The sequence below is a fragment of the Dyadobacter sp. CY326 genome (genome assembly GCF_021390515.1).
Classification (GTDB): Bacteria; Bacteroidota; Bacteroidia; order Cytophagales; family Spirosomataceae; genus Dyadobacter.
In genome coordinates this window covers 152,748-169,698 of record NZ_JAJUXI010000006.1, presented here as the reverse complement: position 1 = coordinate 169,698, position 16,951 = coordinate 152,748, and the positions used below count along the sequence as shown (strand labels likewise).

Genomic DNA, 16,951 nt, shown 5'->3' with positions numbered 1-16,951 from the left:
AGTTTTAGCCGAAAACTGGACACGTTATAGGAAGTGTTCAGAGTTGATCTGCTTACTTAGATGTATTTAGCGCATTAGCAGTTCGAGGACATTCACCCCGTCTGGAGGGAAGCGGAAAAACCGAGCGAATCCTGAATCTGTTATATTTGGTAAATAAAAAGCTGTTTTCGCAGACCGTACTCTATCTTTTCCAATATATATTCGATGACAAACCACCCAATCCGCATTTCAACACTCCCTGTAATCGAAACGACTGCGCAATTTAATGCTGCGGCAATGATCTTGCTTGCGGATGTGCTTTTTGTGGGCGATACGCCGCGAAATATGCGGGAACACATCAAGAAAAATCACGGCGGATTTATTTACGACAAGAAAACATACATTCCGATCACATTGACAGGAGCGCCAGCGAGCCTGGTTGCAAATGCCGGAACACCGATTGTTTTCAAATTTGACAATGGATTTCAGAATGATTATCACTTCAATGGAAACCTGGAAGAAGCGATTTTTCACAAAAAACTATATGACCTTTCAGACTATATGAACGAGCCCTCGATTCAGTTTGAGCGGGAAGAAGCATTCATTGTGGAGCGATATTTAGCAGGCGTGAAAAAACACATTGAACCGGAACAGGAGTCAAAATTGCTGACGCCTCCGGTCAAAATGCCCGCAATCGGACTCAAAGCCATGAAAGGTTTGAAGCCTGTGAGAAAGTAAGCAGCGCGCCGCATTTGCATAAAAGTCAGAATTTACCTTTGTCCTTTTTACGCTGCCGATTCTCTTTCCAACGCCAGCTTAATGTGCGCTAAATGGTGCTGTAAATGCCAGACCGACATGGCCAATGCATGTTTTTGATTTAGCCATATTTTTCTGACAGGATGAAAATAAGTTTTTGCAAAATCCTCTTCATCCAAACCGCTTGCAAAGTAGAAATAACGCTGATTGGTTCCTTCTAGAATGTTTAATGAATCTGCGACTGGCATTTCAAGCGAGTCGGATGTGACTGCCCAGGCATCCATATTAATCAGCGTAACATCGTTATAATCCGGCTCGGTCACTGCCTTTTTCATCCTGAAATAATGCAGCAATGCAATGTCAGCGACGTGATGTGCTAGCTGACGAACATTCCAACTTCCTTCGCGATAAGTTTTGCTAAGACTTTCTTCTTCAAGGTTTTGCACCAACTCTCTGTATTTGGCAGCACTCGTTTTGATGATTTCGAGGAAATTGCCAATTTCTTCTTTTGTATAATCTTCTTGCAGCGCAAACGGCCCGATTGGATATTTACGATCTGTCATAATCATGCAGTTTTATCTTTCCTGGCTTGTACAAAAATGGCTCCGGCAATGAGTGAAATCAGTAACAGCGAGCTCACAAGGTCTATTTTGCTTCCCACGGCAACTGAAACCGGCTCGAAACTGAATTTAATATTGTGCTTTCCGGCAGGAACCCGCAATGCTCTCAAAATGTAATTGGCCCGCAACATGTCGGCAGGTTTGTCATCGATCGTAACTTTCCATTCGTCGCGGACATTGTAGTAAACCTCAGAAAAAACAGCCAGGCCTTCATTCCGCGCATTACTTTCGTAAACCAGCTCATTGGGTTTATAACTAATTAAGCTGATCTTATCCGTTGAGTCGGGTTGCAACGTGAGTCCTGTCAGTTTGCTTGCAAACTTTTGATCCAAAACTGCCTCTTCACGTGGTTTTAGCGAATCCAATGCAGCCATTTCAGCGTCGGCATTGGGGACGACTTTATAACTTTTCACAAACCACGCATGACCGTAAGCCTCAGGATTGGGTTGAGCCACTTTATTTCCCTGCTGATCCGGAGTTAGGATGTACTTCGTGTTCAGCATGTTAAGAATGTTCGTGTTTGGCCTTTGCGTTGCGATCTGGCGTTCGAACAGTTCTTGATAACGACGCAATTTGGCGCCATGATAACCGCCCAACGACTTGTGGAAATAAGAAGCATCCGCACTATTGAACGGGCCCTGGCGCGAGCTCAGGTCGTAAACGCGATAATTTGGATCAGGGTCACGCAGGATTTGCTCATCGGCTGGCGAAGGCGTTGTAATGCCCTGAGCGGCATAATTGCTTACGAAATCCTCATCATTCAAATATCTTTTATCAATGCCAAAAAGGTCAAAAATGATCAAAATCAGCATGACAGTATACAGCATAACCGGTTTCACTTTGTCTTTCATCGCAAACCAAACCAGTCCGGCCGCAAGCAAAACGAAGATCAAGCTCCTGATCGCGTCGTTTTTCATTAATCCCGCCCGATCCTGTACTATGGCGTTCATAATCTGTTGTGCAAATGCTTTATCCTGCGTCATTTGCATAAACTGCTCGACATATTGCCCGTCTCCCGCTGCCCGGAAATCAAAGAAGATGCCCGGCATCAGCGCGAGGAGAAATGTAACACCGCCCGTAACGCCTAATGTGATGAGAAATGACTTTTGAAATTCTTTCCATTCGACTTTTTTCTGAACAATGGTCGCCAGTGCCAGCACACCCACGAGCACCATCAGCAATTGCGCCAGCGACACAACCATCGTCATCGCGCGGAACTTGTTGAACATGGGGAAATAGTCGAAAAACAGGTAATTAATTCCTGCCAAACTTTTACCCAAAGCCCATATAATGTAGAGCAAAATGACGCCGCCCGCCCAGTATTTGATCGGATTTTTAACAATAAACAAACCGAGGACAAACAGGAAAAAGACAATGATGCCGACATAATTTGGCCCGCCCATAATCGGCTGATCGCCCCAGTAAAGCGGCAGTTGCTGAATAACATTCTGAGCCGAGGCCGCATCTACACCGCGTCCAGTCAGTGTTTTGAAAGTTTCGGATGTGTTGGAAAGTGGCCCGTAAGAAGTGCCTCCGTATGCATTGGGAATCACCAAAGTCAACAATTCTCCCACCCCATAACTATATGTAAAAGCGTAATCCTTGTCCAATCCCGTTCCCTTTGCAGCGCCTGTTGCAGTCGCCAGGGGCGTCAGTTCTGACTTGCCGCGGATGGTTTCTTTTGTATAATCAAATGCATTCCAAAGTCGCGTTGTATGCGTGCCCACTGCCACCACAGCAGCAAAAGCGAGCCCTGCTAAAATGAGCGTGAGCTCTTTTACAAGTCCTTTTTTAATGTAAGAAACGCTTTCAATAATAACAAAAATAACGATCCCGATTCCAAGATAATACGTGATCTGAACGTGGTTGGCGTATAATTCAAGCGAAAGAAACAAACCCGTCAATGCTGCACCCGCCAGCCAGTTTTTTCTGAAAGCCAGGATAACGCCGGCTAAAACGCCAGGCGCGTACATGATCGCAATCACCTGCGAAACGTGCCCAGCCTCTAAATTGATGACATTAAATGCTGAAAATGCAAAAGCCACCGCCCCGACTGCGGCGAGCCAGCCCCCGGCACCCAACACAAGAAATAAAATGTACGCGCTGACCATTCCAATCAGGAAATAATTGGCAGGCGCGGGCAAAATCCGGTTAATGGCTTGTCCAAGCTTGGTCGAGACGCTTGTCGGATAATCGGCCGCGACCAGATATGCAGGCATTCCGGAGAACATTCCATTTGTCCAGCCTGACCATACGCCCGTTTGTTTTTGATAATCCAGCACTTCCCGTGCAGCTCCCTTGGCTTGAACATCGTCTTGTGCGGTCAGCTTTTTGCCTTGTAAAACAGGTGAAACGTACACAATGGACAGAATCATAAATCCGACAACCGCAACCAAATGAGGCCAGGCACGCTGCCAAGAAATCAAATTTTTCATTTTAATAATGTTAAGCTAACGGGTTTTCAACTCTTGGGTGATGCGCTTGTGCGCTACATCACAAATATGACTTTACAACCACTAAAAGTTTAGATGATTGCCTTTTATCCGATATTAAATTTCTATTAACAGCCGCAAATATATAAGTATTGATATATGTTTGAAGTGTTAAATCCGAATCTTAATCCCGCATTTTTTTAATAGAATTCGAAATCACGTCGTATATTTTAAGAAAATACCGGATAAATTTGCGGAAATTGTGCCTTTAAGATTTTAAAGCACCTATTAGAGCGAACGAAAGAAGTAACCCAAAATTAAATGAAACGAATTGGAGTATTTACCTCAGGAGGAGATGCCCCGGGTATGAACGCCTGCATCAGGGCGGTGGTGCGCGGAGCCTGCTATCATGGGATCGAAGTTTTTGGAATAAGAAGAGGATATAGCGGAATGATCGCCGGTGACGTCTACAAAATGGAGTCTCACTCGGTTAGCAATATAGTACAAAGAGGAGGAACGATCCTCAAATCAGCAAGAAGCAAGGAGTTCATGACTCCCGAAGGCAGAAAAACAGCATACGACAATCTGCAAAACCTGGGAATTGAAGGATTGGTCGCCATTGGCGGAAACGGCACATTTACCGGCGCTATGATATTTGGAAACGAATATGGAATCCCGACCGTGGGTGCTCCCGGCACCATTGACAATGACTTGTACGGAACGGATTACACGATTGGATTCGACACGGCTGTAAACACAGCTTTGGACGCCATTGACAGAATTCGCGACACAGCGAGCTCGCACGACAGAATATTTTTTATTGAAGTGATGGGCCGCGATTCAGGTTACATTGCCGTGCAGTCGGGCATTGCCGGCGGCGCTGAGCTTGTAATGGTTCCGGAAGTGCTGACGCCGATCTCCGAAGTGGTTGAAACGCTAAAACAAGGTTGGAGCCGCTCCAAATCTTCTTCTATTATCATTGTTGCAGAAGGCGATGACGAAGGAAGCGCACAGGAAGTTGCCGAAAAAATCAAAGGGCAGGTTGATGAAAATGCAGATATCCGCGTAACAACATTGGGTCACACGCAGCGCGGAGGACCTCCTTCGGCATATGACCGCATTTTAGCGAGCCGTTTGGGTCTTGGAGCATTGGAAGGTTTGATTGGCGGACAAAAAAATGTAATGGCCGGAATTATCAATAACGATCTGGTTTACACGCCCTTTGAAGATACAATTCGCCTTCCTAAGCCAATTAATGAAGATTTGTTGAGAATGGTTAAAATATTGAGTGTGTAGGTGCAAATGGTCAGGTGTAACCAATCACTTTGTAAACTACATTTCCTATCCATTCATGCCACAGCATGCTGAAATAGGCGATTGCATCAGGATCTGGGATCAGGAAATCCTGCAATTGTAAATCATAATAACCTCCATAGAAGTCGGCCGGAAAAGTGGCAGCCTGAATGCCTGCTTTCGCAAAACATCCGGCCGACCGGCGCATATGGAATGCAGAGGTTATGAGTATGAACTTTCCGTCCGGATATTTTTTATTTAAAATCTGCGCAGAGAATTTTGCGTTTTCGCGCGTATTCCGCGCTTTTTCTTCAAATAAAATGTCACTTGCAGGCACGCCCCATTGCACCATTAAAGCAGCTGCCAACCGCGTTTCCCCTTTTCCTTCCAGCATCAGCTGATCGTTGCTCGTTCCGGTGATCAGGATTTTCTTAATTTTTCCGGCTTTATAAAGCAAGAATGTTTGCAAAACACGGTCGCCCCGTTTGCCAAGCACTGCATGATCCTCTCCCGGCGCGTTGGCGTCCATTAATCCGCCCGATAGCAGGACACCGACGTCGTAAACGCCTTTGACTTCACTCAAATTGACAGGCTTGGCTTCCCACCAATTCAATGCTTTGTTTACCAAAAAATTATTTGAAATAAAAAACAAGATCAGCAATGCACTCGCAACGAGCAATTTTCTCTTTCTGTTATTACTGACAATCAAACCATAAATGAGCAAAAAAAAGACAATGCTCAACGGCATGACAATAAAATCTATGGCTTTGGACAGAAAATAAAACATTTGGATAAGATGCTGACAGATGTTATCGTTGTGAAGTTAATTTTGTGACTTCCACGAAGTTTGAACCGGCCAAATATAGCATTCATAAGCAAACAACTTTTACGATGATGAAAAATTACAACCGCGCTTTTCTCCTAGTAATGGCTCTTTTCACAGCAGTCGCAACCACAGGCTTTGCCCAGGGCACCGGCGCGGGTTATCGGATTGAAGCAACCATCAAAGGGCTTGCGGATTCATCATTGATTATTGGCCATTACAACCGGAATAACACGCTCTTCGTCCCGAAAGACACAGCTAAGGCCGATGCAAATGGGAAAATGGTGTTTGAAGGAAAAACGGAGCTTCCGGGCGGATTATATGTGATCCTTTTTCCGGGAAACCGCAGCTGGATTGAGCTGGTTTATTCCGGTAAAGAGACCAACTTTTCGATTGAAACGGATACAGCTGACGCAATTGGCAATATGAAAGTCACCGGCTCGAAGGAAAATGAGCTTTTTTACACTTATCAAAAGAGACTGAAAGCCGGCGCAGTGGAAATAGACGCGTTGAAAAAGAGTGGCAGCGCCGATGCCAAAAATAAAATAAAGGCTTTGCAGGACGATTTTACGGCTTATCGCGAAAAAGTATTGAAAGAGCAGGCTGAGACATTCACTGTTAAGCTGCTAAAAATGTCAAGCGACCCGGAAGTTCCTGCCGCGCCAAAGTTGCCTAATGGAAAAGCGGATTCGGTTTGGGTTTTCAATTATTACAAAGCGCATTATTGGGATAATTTCGACTTTGGCGACGCAAGAATTCTCAACACTCCGTTTCTGGAACCAAGATTGGACCGTTACATTAAAAACCTTGTCGTGCAAACCCCCGATTCGCTGATTAAAGATGCGGATATGCTCGCGAAAAAGGCGACTAACAAAGATGTAAAATCGCAGGTCGTCTTGTTTATCACAAACCAATACGAAAACCCAAAAACGGTTGGAACAGAGGCAGTTTGGGTGCATATGGCGACCAAATATTATCTTTCCGGCGAAATGGGAACGGCCGAAGATGTGAAAGTCCGCATTGCTGATAAGGTCAACACATTAAAAGATTTGCTCGTAAACAAGACTTTCCCAGCATTGACATTGACTGACCCGACTGGTAAAAAGATTAGCGTGCAAGCGCTGGATGCTAATTACAGCGTCATTTTCTTCTACGCGCCAACTTGTGGTCATTGCAAAGAAGCCGCTCCGAAACTCAAAGCATTTTACGACAAGAATAAGGCAAATGGTGTCAAAATTATGACCGTTTCCACCGAGCATAATATGGAAGAATGGAAAACATTCATCAAAAATTATCACCTGGAAGATGTTCCAAACGGTTTTGACGCATTAAACCAGATCGACTTTTTAAAGAAATTTGACGTCGTAACAACGCCTACGATCTATATTTTGGACAAAAATAAAAAGATCATCGCCCGCAAAATGCCCGTGGAGCAACTGGAAGATTTTCTAAACTATTACCAAAACAAACTAGCAAGAAAACTATAAAACGCAACGGCACGCTGACGCAAACCTCCAGGTTTGTGTCGCCCATTACAAGGCCTCCGGCCGCTACAAAAAAGCAACACAAATAGGACTCTTAACCCCAATGCTCTCACGCTTAAAACGCAGCTTCCCCGAAGCCGCATCCACATCATAAACAACCAGATTATCAGTCGCTTGGTTAGCCACAATCATGAATTTCCCGCTTGGATCAAAATTGAAATCCCGAGGCGTAGCAATTGACTTAGTTTGCTGATCAATCATTTCCAATGCGCCGTTTGCTCCAATTTTAAAGCCGGTTATTGAATTGTGCCCACGATTGGAAACATAAACAAACTTCCCATTCGGATGCAAGTGAATGGCTGCGCTCGTGTTTGTCGGCCCGGAATAATCTGCGGGAATTGTTGGATATGAGTTCAGTGCTTTGATCACGCCATTTTTGTCAATGGAGCAGGAAGTGATTGTCGCATCGAGCTCATTGAGCAGGAAAAGTGATTTGCCGGATGGGTGAAGGATCAAATGGCGTGGTCCGGCGCCAGGTTTTCCGGCGAAAAATGGCTGTGCAGGATTCGGTTTAAGCGCCCCGCCCTTGTTATCGGCCAGATAATTCAAAATCTTGTCAGATCCAAGATCCGTTACGTAAACATATTTCCCATCAGGTGATGCCGTGGCAAAATGCGCATGAGCCTTGTCCTGACGCTTTTCATTGGGCCCAGTTCCGGAATATTGCTCCGTAAAAACAGGGGCAGTAACTTTTCCATCAGGCTGTAAATCGTAAGCTGTAAAACTGCCGCCACCATAATTCGCCACATACGCCGACTTTCCCGAAGGATGCACCGCAACATGGCAAGGCCCGGCGCCCGCCGACAATTCGCTGTTCAGGTAAGTAAGTTTGTTATCCCCGCCAATTGCGAAAGCGACGATTTTATCTCCACCAACCGCATACAGATTTTTCTTATTAGGCGAAATGGCCACATAACCCGGACCAACGCAGTTATTAAATGTGTCAATGAGCGTAATTTGACCTGTCGATGTGTTGAGTTCGCACAACGAAACGGACGAATTTGCACCTTTATCTTGCGTCCCAATGTATAACGGAATGGTTTTGTCCTGAAATGATACGCTTGCAAAACCGGCAATCAACAATGTCACGACAGTGAAGAGCTTTTTCATGTTTTTTTGTTTTGAATGAACAGCAACTGGAATGGAAAGCGGCGTTGCAGTGGTTTTTAATGATATTTGAAAAAGTTTAAAACCAACACTTTCACCCCAAGCCGAAACCAATGGAGACGATCAGCTGGCAAGATTTCGAAAATGTTGACCTCAGAGCAGGAACCATCATTCAAGTTGACGACTTTCCAAAGGCGAGAAAACCTGCATTCAAGCTAAAAATCGACCTCGGACCAGAAATTGGCGTTAAGAACAGTTCCGCCCAAATTACTGCGCGCTATACAAAAGAGCAGCTGCTCGGCAAACAGGTTTTGTGCGTTACAAACTTCCCAGCAAAGCAAATCGCCAATTTCAAATCCGAAGTCCTCACCACCGGCTTCATACTGCCCGACGGAGAAGTAATACTTTCCAGCCCAGATTTCCCAGTGCCCAATGGGACAAGGTTGGCTTGAAATGAAAGCGAGTCGGATAGAAGAACGTCGTGCACGCTGTTTCATCCCTCTTGAATTCACTCGTTACCCCGTCCAAAAAAAGTGGATCTGATCAAAAAGATAAAGCTTTGGCTAGGGAAGGCGCCTGTTTTTGCCAAACCAAAAACTCTGTAACGCATTTGTATAATTCTGTAATGAATGCCAAGCCGGGTGTGGCGATATTTGCATTGTGATAATTAGTAATGAAACAATCTCTTGCCAACGATGGAAACTTTGAAATTTAAGACGAACATAAAATGTGGCAGCTGTGTTGCGACTGTAACGCCATTTTTGAATGAGGATAATGCGATTGAAAACTGGAATGTTGACTTGCTGAGCCCAGAACGGATCTTGAAGGTTGAGACCAGCAAAACACCTCAGGAAATTGCTGCGCTGATGAAAACGGCGGGTTACAATGCCGAAGAAATCGCCTGAAAACTGATATATTTGACTTATATAAGCTGACTTACTACGCACAATGAAAAGCAACTTACACCGATCGATCACTGTTTTCATGGCCTTCCTGGTCCTGATGAGCAGCACGGGTTTTGCCTTTATTGAGCATGAATGCCTCGTGCGTGGCAAGTCAGTTCAGGTTGTTGCGGATTTAAAACAGGATTCGTTAAAAGAAAAATCGGCCTCTTCGTGCTGCGCTAAAAGTAAAAAGCTGAACGAAGCAAAAGGCACTTTTTTCAAAAAAACGGATTGCTGTAAAGAGACCCAATCATTTGAAAAGCTAGAAGTTACGACTTCCAATGCGCAGCAAATTGTCAAATTATTGAAGGTTTGGAACAATGACCATCTGCTTCCCCAGCCTTCTGCTTTTTTTGATTTATACAAAAATACAATTCCGGCTTACAAGCCTCCATATCCCGACATTTCCTTTTCTTCTCGTCTTCATGGGAAAAGTATGCGCTGCCAATTGCAGTCATACTTAATATGATTCATTGATTTTCAACTGGTTAGGTGCAAAAATTTTGCTTCAAAGCAATGCACGACATCTTTTCTGTTATCAATGAATCAATGCAATCATGATCAAATATCTGGCAGGAGGAATTTTTCTTCTCATCTCCTCCCCTCTTTTCGCACAACGTATAACCGGCTCGGTTAATGAGCAAGTGGCCGACAGCAAGGACTTGAAACCCATTACAGGTGCCAATGTTTACTGGTCCGGCACGACGCAGGCAACATCCACTGACACCAGCGGGCGGTTCAGCATCCCGCGCGTTACACAATCGAATTTGCTCGTTTTCAGCTTCGTTGGCTTTCGCAACGACACCATTAAAATCGGCTCGGAAAGTGATCTTCAAGTGGTTATGCGAAGCGATCAGACGTTAAATGAAGTTACTGTTCGCGGTAACACTTCGACTATCGACAGACTTTCGCCACACCAAACTGAGATCATAACAACCCGCGCATTGGCGAAAGCGGCCTGCTGTAACTTATCCGAAAGTTTCGAGACGAATGCTTCCGTGTCCGTTTCATATAGCGATGCAGTGACGGGTTCCAAGCAAATTCAAATGCTCGGATTGAACGGAACATACATTCAAACCAACATTGAAAACATCCCTTCTATCCGCGGATTGGCGTCAACTTTCGGGCTGAATTTTGTGCCCGGAACCTGGATTCAATCGATTGATGTGGGCAAGGGTGCGGGCTCAGTTGTGAATGGTTATGAGTCCATGACCGGGCAAATCAATGTAGAATTGCAAAAACCGGACACGCGCGAAAAACTTTATTTAAACACTTATCTCAACAATTTTGGGCGCGCAGAAGTGAATCTTAATTTGGCAACGCAGTTGAACGAAAAATGGAGCACGGGCTTGCTTACACATGCGAGCACATTGCGCAATCGCGTTGACAAAAACGGTGACGGGTTTCTGGATATGCCGCTTTACACGCAATACAATGTGGTGAATCGCTGGAAATATCAAAGTGAAAAGGTTATGGCGCAGTTTGGCGTGAAAGCTTTGTATGAAGACCGGTTAGGCGGTCAGACTGGCTTTGAAAAGGAAATGAAAGGCACCACGCAAGATTATGGCTTCGGTGCGAAGGTGAACCGCTATGAGTTCTTTTCAAAGATCGCAAGGCTCTTTCCCGATAAGCCTTACAAAGGATTGGGTTTTATCTTAAATGCTTCATTGCATGATTCCAAGTCCTATTTTGGCCTGAATAATTATGACGGAACGCAAAAAACACTTTACTCAAATCTGATTTATCAATCGATCATTGGCAACACGAACCATTCATATAAAACCGGTTTGAGTTACCTGCTCGACAATTATAATGAGCGATATAAAGACATTGTATTGACCAGAAACGAGTCGGTTCCGGGAGCATTTTTTGAATACACTTATAACAATCTGGACAAGTTTGTGCTTGTTGCGGGCGGTCGCGTTGATTTTCATAACTTGTATGGAACGCAATGGACGCCGCGCTTGCACCTCAAATACAACTTGACGGATCAGACCACGCTCAGAGCTTCGGCCGGAAAAGGTTTTCGGGTGTCAAATTCATTGGCTGAATATTACGGAAATCTGGTTAGCTCGCGGGCTGTGCAATTTCGGGAAAGCATTCGTCCGGAAGTTTCGTGGAATTACGGCGCGAGCTTAACGCAGGAATTTAAGCTGGGCGAAATGAATGGCAATCTGATTGTCGATTTTTACCGAACAAACTTTGATAATCAGCTTGTTGCTGACTTGGAGGACCCGCGTTATATTCGTTTTTACAATTTGGAAGGCAAGGCTTATGCCAACAGTTTTCAGGCTGAGGCGAATTTAACCCCGGTCAAACGCCTGGAATTCAAAATTGCTTACCGACTTTTTGACGTAAAACAGTCCATTCGGAATGTGTATGACGAAAATGTGTTGTTGCCGAGAATGATGGTTAGCCGCGACCGCGTGCTCTTCAATGCTGGCTATGCGCTGCCTTATGATAAATGGAAGTTTGATGCGACGGTGCAATGGAACGGGAAAAAGCGCATTCCGTACATGGGTCACGTTGCGGATCATCACATTCCGGACAATGCGGCCTCGACCATGTCGCCCTCGTTTTACAATTTGAATGCACAGGTTACCCGCACTTTTCCGAAATGGGATGTTTATTTAGGAGGCGAAAATCTGGCTAATTTCAGACAAAAGAATCCAATTATGGGCGCTAATGATCCTTTTGGAGAAAATTTTGACACAGGAATGGCGTGGGGACCGGTGGTTGGGCGAATGATTTACGCCGGAATACGTTATAAAATAGTTAGATAATCAGGGCGCCTTATGAAATTGCATATAAAAAACATGGTTTGCGACCGTTGTAAACGCGTGGTTCGGGAAGAGCTCGAAAAGCTCGGCATAACATTGACATCCGTTGAATTGGGAGAAGTTGAAACGGCACAAAACATTGATCCTGAGCAGTTAATGTCAGTGAAGAAAGCATTGGAAGTCAATGGGTTCGACTTGCTGGACGACCGTCGGCTTGCGATTGTTGAGCATATTAAAACGCTTATCATTGAGGAAGTGCAATATTTGAAAGGTCATAAGCCTGCGCAGCAAAACTTTTCAGATTATTTGTCTGACAAAATCGGTTACGAATATTCGTATTTGAGCAACCTTTTTTCAACCGAAACAGGACAAACCATTGAACAATATATCATTGCACAGAAAACTGAGAAAGTGAAAGAGTGGCTTTCCTATGACGAGCTGACATTGAGCGAAATGGCCTGGCGATTGTCTTACAGCAGCACGGCGCATTTGAGCAATCAGTTCAAAAAAGTGACCGGAATGACGCCCGGTGAATTCAAAAAAAGCAAGTTGGCAAGGATAACGCTTGACAAAGTCGGGCAATAATTTGACATTAAACAAAACCTTCAATAACCATGAAAAATGTCCTATGTGCGTCGCTGATGTTTGTTTTTATGGCTTGCGCAGCGAAAGACGACAAAGCTGAGCATGCATCGACCGAAACCAAAGTGTCAGCTGCAAAAACATATGCTTGCCCGATGCAATGCGAAGGCGAAAAAACCTATGCACACGCGGGCAAATGTCCTGTCTGCAAAATGGATTTACAAGAAGTTGCCATGGCAGAAACGGATTCTGCTGCACACAATCATTAATTATTCAACCAATAGAAATCATGAGAACGACCATTTTAACCATATTAACCGTCTTTTTTATCGGGCTCAACATTGCTCAGGCCGAAGGAGACAAGGAAATTAAAATCAAAACTTCGGCAATTTGCGAAATGTGCAAAGCGCGCATTGAACGCAACCTGGGACTGTCAAAAGGCGTAAAAGAGTCTAATCTGGATTTGAAAGACAAAGTGGTTACGGTTAAATACAACCCGAACAAAACCACTCCGGAAGCCATTAAAGCCACCATTATGAACTCTGGCTATGATGCGGATGACCAGCCGGCGAACCAAAAAGCGCATGACAAGTTGCCAAGTTGCTGTCGTAAAACGGCCGCCGCACATTAGCATTTTATTAGGCTGAAAAGTTTATTAGTTCAAAGCCGCCATTCATCTGGCGGCTTTTTTTGTAGTTTTGCGGCTCATTAAATCACTCCTCTTGTGGCTTGGTATCATTCATATTTCAAAGGACTTCCGCAACGCGCCTGGAAACTGCATCAAGACGAAGAATACACTGATTTTGAAGTGGATTTTCTCCGCGATGTGCTTGAAATTGAAGCAGGGAGCAAGGTTTTGGACTTGCTTTCGGGATATGGGCGTCATGCGGTTCCGCTTGCAGAAGCTGGCTGCAAACTGACTTGTGTTGACATTTCCGCTGAATATTGTGATGAATTAGAGGCGATTTCAAAAAAGCAGAAGTTGCCGTTGCAGGTGATTTGCGAAGATGTTTTGCAATGTGATTTTGAAGAAAAGACTTTTGATGCCGCATATTGTGTGGGCAATAGTTTCAGTTTTTTCCCGAGGTCGGATATGCAGCGATTTATTTCAAAAATGGCCAATGCTGTCAAATCAGGCGGTCATATCGTAATTCATACCGAAAATCTGGCTGAGAGCATCTTACCAAATTTCCAAACACGAAACTGGATGCCTGTCAAAGACGACATCATTTATCTTGCTGAAAACGATTATCGTGCCGAAGCCGGTTACATTGAAGCGGAACAGACATTCATCTCAGGCTCGGAAAAAGTGACGCATACGGTGCGTCAGCATATTTATACGCTTTCGGAAATCACTTATATGTTTGAAGTTGCCGGACTCGAAGTTGTCGGAACATTCGGAAATCTTGAAGCCGATCCGTTCACATTGGGTGATGAACAGCTTTACCTGGCTGCTCGTAAACTGTGATCAATGAGGCAGTTTTGGCCTCAACAAACCATAAGTCCAGGTGCCGGCAATGGCGCTGAGCAATGTAATGATCACGCCCAGATAACCGGCTCCGATCTGCGCGAACAACGGTCCAGGGCAAGCGCCGGTAATTGCCCAACCGACTCCAAATAGCAGTCCGCCGTAAATTTGGCCTTTGCTGAACGTCTTGTCCGGAATAACGATTTCCTCACCGGAAGTGGTTTTAATGTTCAATCGCTTGATTAACTGAACCGAAATAAGGCCTACAATCACCGCAGAGCCGATTACGCCATACATGTGAAATGAATCAAAACGGAACATTTCCTGAATTCTGAACCAGGAAACGATTTCTGCTTTCACAAAAACAATCCCGAAAAGCACGCCGATGATCAGATATTTGAAGTTTGCGGTGAAGCCTTCTGTTGACTTTTGCGTGTTGCTGCCGTCCTTGTCTTCTTCCAAAAGCTCGGCGGCAAGTGTATTTTCTGACTTTTCCATATCTCAATTAAAGAACCAATGTGAAAAGAAATGGCAAAATCCAGTGTGTGCAAATCAGGCCGCCAATCATGAAACACATTGTTGCAACGAGCGAGGGCCATTGCAATGTCGCTAAGCCTGTAATTGAATGTCCCGACGTGCATCCGCCCGCATAGCGCGTTCCGAAACCAACCAGAAAACCTCCAAGAACAAGGAAAATGAGACCTTTGAGCGAAAGAATGTTGGCGGCGCTGAAAATTTCTTTTGGCATTAAACCGGAAAAATCGGTCAACCCAAGTCCGCGCAATGTTTGTTGTGTTGCATCAGCGACTACAATTTCGTCGGGATTTGCAAGATAAATTCCGGCTATAAAACCGCCAATGATAATTCCGGTCACGAAGAATAAATTCCAGATCCCTTTTTTCCAATCATATTTAAAGAAAGAAATATTTGCCGGAATCACCGCCGCGCAAATGTGACGCAACGAAGAAGAAATCCCAAAAGACTTATTCCCCAGCAACAACAAAGCCGGCACAGTCAACCCAATCAAAGGCCCCGCAATAAACCAGGGCCAGGGTTTACGAATTATTTCAAGGACATCCATATAACATTATAGATTAAATAGATTACAAAGCATTAATCGTGTAAAGTTGTTGAAAAGTTCACTTGATCAATTGTGTTTAAATCTAAACCTCCTGCATTACAGGCACATTCGTTTTGATGACGGCGTTGAAGCCGCCTTTGATGTTGATGACGTTGTCGATGCCGCGGGATTTTAGGATGGAGGCTGCAATCATGGAGCGATAACCTCCGGCGCAATGCACGTAAAGCGTTTTATTCTTAGGAAATTCAGCCATGAGGTCATTAATGTAATCCAACGGCAGATTTTTGGCTCTTTCGATGTGACCGGAAGCAAATTCATCGGGTTTGCGAACGTCGATCACTTCCGGATTTTCATTTGTATAAATGTTTGCAAAATCGTCGGCGGAAAGATTTTCAACCGAATCAATTTCTTTTCCCGATTTAACCCAAGCCTCGAAACCGCCATTCAAAAAGCCAATGGTGTGATCATAACCCACTCTTGCCAAACGTGTTACAACTTCCTCTTCTTTGCCTGGCTCAGTCACGATCAGCAGATTTTGTTTCAGATCCGGAATTAATGCGCCCACCCAGGGAGCAAAACCGCCTTCGATGCCAATGTTGATGGAATTGGGAATGAATCCTTTCGCAAAATCCTCCGGTTTTCGCGTGTCCAAAATGAGCGCTCCGGTGTTATTCGCTTTCGCTTCAAACGCCTCGGCAAACAAAGCCTGGTCGCCGCGTTCGAGCACATCGTCAATGCTTTCGTAACCGTCGCGGTTCATTTTTACATTTTCAGGAAAATATTTGGGCGGTTCGGGCAAGCCGGCGGTTACTTCACTGATGAATTCCTCCTTGGTCATATCTGCCCTTAAAGCATAATTGAAGCGCTTTTGGTTGCCCAGCGTGTCAGAAGTTTCCTTGCTCATATTTTTTCCGCAAGCAGATCCAGCACCATGCGCCGGATAAACAATGATGTCATCAGGCAATGTCATAATCTTCGAACGCAAGCTCTCATACAACATTCCGGCAAGATCGTCCATCGTCAAATCACCTTTCTGGGCGAGATCCGGACGGCCCACATCGCCAATGAAAAGCGTGTCGCCGCTGAAAAGTGCAGTCGGTTTTTTGTTTTTATCAAATAATAAATAACTCGTGGATTCCAGTGTGTGACCCGGTGTGTGCAATGCTTTAATTGTAATCTCGCCTAACTGAAACTCCTCATTATCAGCAGCAATGTGTGCCTTGAAAGCAGGATTGGCATTGGGCCCGTAAACAATTTCTGCTCCGGTTTTCTCCGCCAGATCGAGGTGACCAGAAACGAAATCGGCGTGAAAATGGGTCTCAAATACAAACTTGATCTTTGCGCCAACCTTCTCAGCCTTTTGAATGTAAGGCGCCACTTCGCGCAAAGGATCAATGACCGCCGCTTCGCCGTTAGAAACTATGAAATAGGCTCCCTGGGCCAGACAGCCGGTGTATATTTGTTCTATTTTCATGAAGGATAATTTGAAGTAATGTTGCGAAGTTAACCAAAACAGCCTCGCTTTTGTTTCCGGTTATCAGG

18 protein-coding genes are annotated in these 16,951 nt (G+C 44.7%); 11 read left to right on the top strand and 7 right to left on the bottom strand.

Translation table 11 applies throughout. The annotated features are described in order from the left end of the window. Positions 1–204: 204 nt before the first annotated feature. Positions 205–717, top strand: a complete 513-nt coding sequence (locus LZG73_RS13565; protein ID WP_233850307.1) for a hypothetical protein — start codon at positions 205–207, stop codon at positions 715–717. A 47-nt stretch (positions 718–764) separates the two neighbouring features. On the opposite strand, the gene LZG73_RS13560 is transcribed toward LZG73_RS13565, so the two are convergent. Continuing rightward, entirely contained in the window at positions 765–1,298 is a 534-nt protein-coding gene (locus LZG73_RS13560; protein WP_233850298.1) for a DinB family protein, read from the bottom strand. A 2-nt stretch (positions 1,299–1,300) separates the two neighbouring features. Next, entirely contained in the window at positions 1,301–3,790 is a 2,490-nt protein-coding gene (locus LZG73_RS13555; protein ID WP_233850288.1) for a YfhO family protein, read from the bottom strand. Between the two features lie 318 nt (positions 3,791–4,108). Here LZG73_RS13555 and pfkA point away from each other — a divergent pair, with 318 nt between their 5' ends. Beyond that, positions 4,109–5,083: a 6-phosphofructokinase gene (pfkA, locus tag LZG73_RS13550; RefSeq protein ID WP_233850286.1), complete on the top strand. Its 975-nt coding sequence runs from the start codon at positions 4,109–4,111 to the stop codon at positions 5,081–5,083. 10 nt (positions 5,084–5,093) lie between these two features. On the opposite strand, the gene LZG73_RS13545 is transcribed toward pfkA, so the two are convergent. After that, positions 5,094–5,867, bottom strand: coding sequence for a YdcF family protein (locus tag LZG73_RS13545; RefSeq protein ID WP_233850284.1), 774 nt, complete (start codon positions 5,865–5,867; stop codon positions 5,094–5,096). Positions 5,868–5,971: 104 nt separating this feature from the next. Between LZG73_RS13545 and LZG73_RS13540 the strand changes: the two genes are divergently transcribed. Beyond that, entirely contained in the window at positions 5,972–7,390 is a 1,419-nt protein-coding gene (locus LZG73_RS13540; RefSeq protein WP_233850282.1) for a TlpA family protein disulfide reductase, read from the top strand. A gap of 63 nt (positions 7,391–7,453) precedes the next feature. On the opposite strand, the gene LZG73_RS13535 is transcribed toward LZG73_RS13540, so the two are convergent. Further along, on the bottom strand, positions 7,454–8,557 hold the full coding sequence (locus LZG73_RS13535) for a lactonase family protein (protein WP_233850280.1): 1,104 nt from the start codon (positions 8,555–8,557) through the stop codon (positions 7,454–7,456). A gap of 110 nt (positions 8,558–8,667) precedes the next feature. Here LZG73_RS13535 and LZG73_RS13530 point away from each other — a divergent pair, with 110 nt between their 5' ends. From LZG73_RS13530 to LZG73_RS13495, 8 genes are all read left to right on the top strand, one after another. Beyond that, complete coding sequence (locus LZG73_RS13530; protein ID WP_233850271.1) at positions 8,668–9,006, top strand: tRNA-binding protein; 339 nt, start codon at positions 8,668–8,670, stop codon at positions 9,004–9,006. 243 nt (positions 9,007–9,249) lie between these two features. Further along, a complete protein-coding gene (locus tag LZG73_RS13525; protein ID WP_233850269.1) occupies positions 9,250–9,459 on the top strand; it encodes a heavy-metal-associated domain-containing protein in 210 nt (69 codons plus the stop codon). 43 nt (positions 9,460–9,502) lie between these two features. Further along, entirely contained in the window at positions 9,503–9,967 is a 465-nt protein-coding gene (locus LZG73_RS13520) for a hypothetical protein (RefSeq protein WP_233850267.1), read from the top strand. Between the two features lie 88 nt (positions 9,968–10,055). Beyond that, entirely contained in the window at positions 10,056–12,281 is a 2,226-nt protein-coding gene (locus LZG73_RS13515; RefSeq protein ID WP_233850265.1) for a TonB-dependent receptor, read from the top strand. Positions 12,282–12,293: 12 nt separating this feature from the next. Next, positions 12,294–12,863: a helix-turn-helix domain-containing protein gene (locus LZG73_RS13510; RefSeq protein ID WP_233850263.1), complete on the top strand. Its 570-nt coding sequence runs from the start codon at positions 12,294–12,296 to the stop codon at positions 12,861–12,863. Positions 12,864–12,892: 29 nt separating this feature from the next. Beyond that, on the top strand, positions 12,893–13,129 hold the full coding sequence (locus LZG73_RS13505; protein WP_233850261.1) for a heavy metal-binding domain-containing protein: 237 nt from the start codon (positions 12,893–12,895) through the stop codon (positions 13,127–13,129). Positions 13,130–13,149: 20 nt separating this feature from the next. Beyond that, positions 13,150–13,491: a heavy-metal-associated domain-containing protein gene (locus LZG73_RS13500; RefSeq protein WP_233850259.1), complete on the top strand. Its 342-nt coding sequence runs from the start codon at positions 13,150–13,152 to the stop codon at positions 13,489–13,491. 93 nt (positions 13,492–13,584) lie between these two features. Continuing rightward, on the top strand, positions 13,585–14,328 hold the full coding sequence (locus LZG73_RS13495; protein ID WP_233850257.1) for a class I SAM-dependent methyltransferase: 744 nt from the start codon (positions 13,585–13,587) through the stop codon (positions 14,326–14,328). On the opposite strand, the gene LZG73_RS13490 is transcribed toward LZG73_RS13495, so the two are convergent. The 3 genes from LZG73_RS13490 to LZG73_RS13480 form a co-directional block, all read right to left on the bottom strand. Further along, positions 14,329–14,826, bottom strand: coding sequence for a DUF6691 family protein (locus LZG73_RS13490; protein WP_233850255.1), 498 nt, complete (start codon positions 14,824–14,826; stop codon positions 14,329–14,331). It lies immediately after the preceding gene. Positions 14,827–14,833: 7 nt separating this feature from the next. Next, a complete protein-coding gene (locus tag LZG73_RS13485; protein ID WP_233850246.1) occupies positions 14,834–15,409 on the bottom strand; it encodes a YeeE/YedE family protein in 576 nt (191 codons plus the stop codon). Positions 15,410–15,491: 82 nt separating this feature from the next. After that, entirely contained in the window at positions 15,492–16,883 is a 1,392-nt protein-coding gene (locus LZG73_RS13480) for an MBL fold metallo-hydrolase (protein WP_233850244.1), read from the bottom strand. Positions 16,884–16,951: the final 68 nt, after the last annotated feature.

Bases quoted from the DNA above. Each gene is read 5' to 3' on its own strand.
- LZG73_RS13555 (WP_233850288.1), bottom strand. From the start codon at position 3,790: ATGAAAAATTTGATTTCTTGGCAGCGTGCCTGGCCTCATTTGGTTGCG.
- LZG73_RS13500 (WP_233850259.1), top strand. From the start codon at position 13,150: ATGAGAACGACCATTTTAACCATATTAACCGTCTTTTTTATCGGGCTC.
- LZG73_RS13565 (WP_233850307.1), top strand. From the start codon at position 205: ATGACAAACCACCCAATCCGCATTTCAACACTCCCTGTAATCGAAACG.
- LZG73_RS13530 (WP_233850271.1), top strand. From the start codon at position 8,668: ATGGAGACGATCAGCTGGCAAGATTTCGAAAATGTTGACCTCAGAGCA.
- LZG73_RS13545 (WP_233850284.1), bottom strand. From the start codon at position 5,867: ATGTTTTATTTTCTGTCCAAAGCCATAGATTTTATTGTCATGCCGTTG.
- pfkA (WP_233850286.1), top strand. From the start codon at position 4,109: ATGAAACGAATTGGAGTATTTACCTCAGGAGGAGATGCCCCGGGTATG.
- LZG73_RS13535 (WP_233850280.1), bottom strand. From the start codon at position 8,557: ATGAAAAAGCTCTTCACTGTCGTGACATTGTTGATTGCCGGTTTTGCA.
- LZG73_RS13560 (WP_233850298.1), bottom strand. From the start codon at position 1,298: ATGACAGATCGTAAATATCCAATCGGGCCGTTTGCGCTGCAAGAAGAT.
- LZG73_RS13485 (WP_233850246.1), bottom strand. From the start codon at position 15,409: ATGGATGTCCTTGAAATAATTCGTAAACCCTGGCCCTGGTTTATTGCG.
- LZG73_RS13525 (WP_233850269.1), top strand. From the start codon at position 9,250: ATGGAAACTTTGAAATTTAAGACGAACATAAAATGTGGCAGCTGTGTT.
- LZG73_RS13520 (WP_233850267.1), top strand. From the start codon at position 9,503: ATGAAAAGCAACTTACACCGATCGATCACTGTTTTCATGGCCTTCCTG.
- LZG73_RS13490 (WP_233850255.1), bottom strand. From the start codon at position 14,826: ATGGAAAAGTCAGAAAATACACTTGCCGCCGAGCTTTTGGAAGAAGAC.
- LZG73_RS13510 (WP_233850263.1), top strand. From the start codon at position 12,294: ATGAAATTGCATATAAAAAACATGGTTTGCGACCGTTGTAAACGCGTG.
- LZG73_RS13480 (WP_233850244.1), bottom strand. From the start codon at position 16,883: ATGAAAATAGAACAAATATACACCGGCTGTCTGGCCCAGGGAGCCTAT.
- LZG73_RS13505 (WP_233850261.1), top strand. From the start codon at position 12,893: ATGAAAAATGTCCTATGTGCGTCGCTGATGTTTGTTTTTATGGCTTGC.
- LZG73_RS13540 (WP_233850282.1), top strand. From the start codon at position 5,972: ATGATGAAAAATTACAACCGCGCTTTTCTCCTAGTAATGGCTCTTTTC.
- LZG73_RS13515 (WP_233850265.1), top strand. From the start codon at position 10,056: ATGATCAAATATCTGGCAGGAGGAATTTTTCTTCTCATCTCCTCCCCT.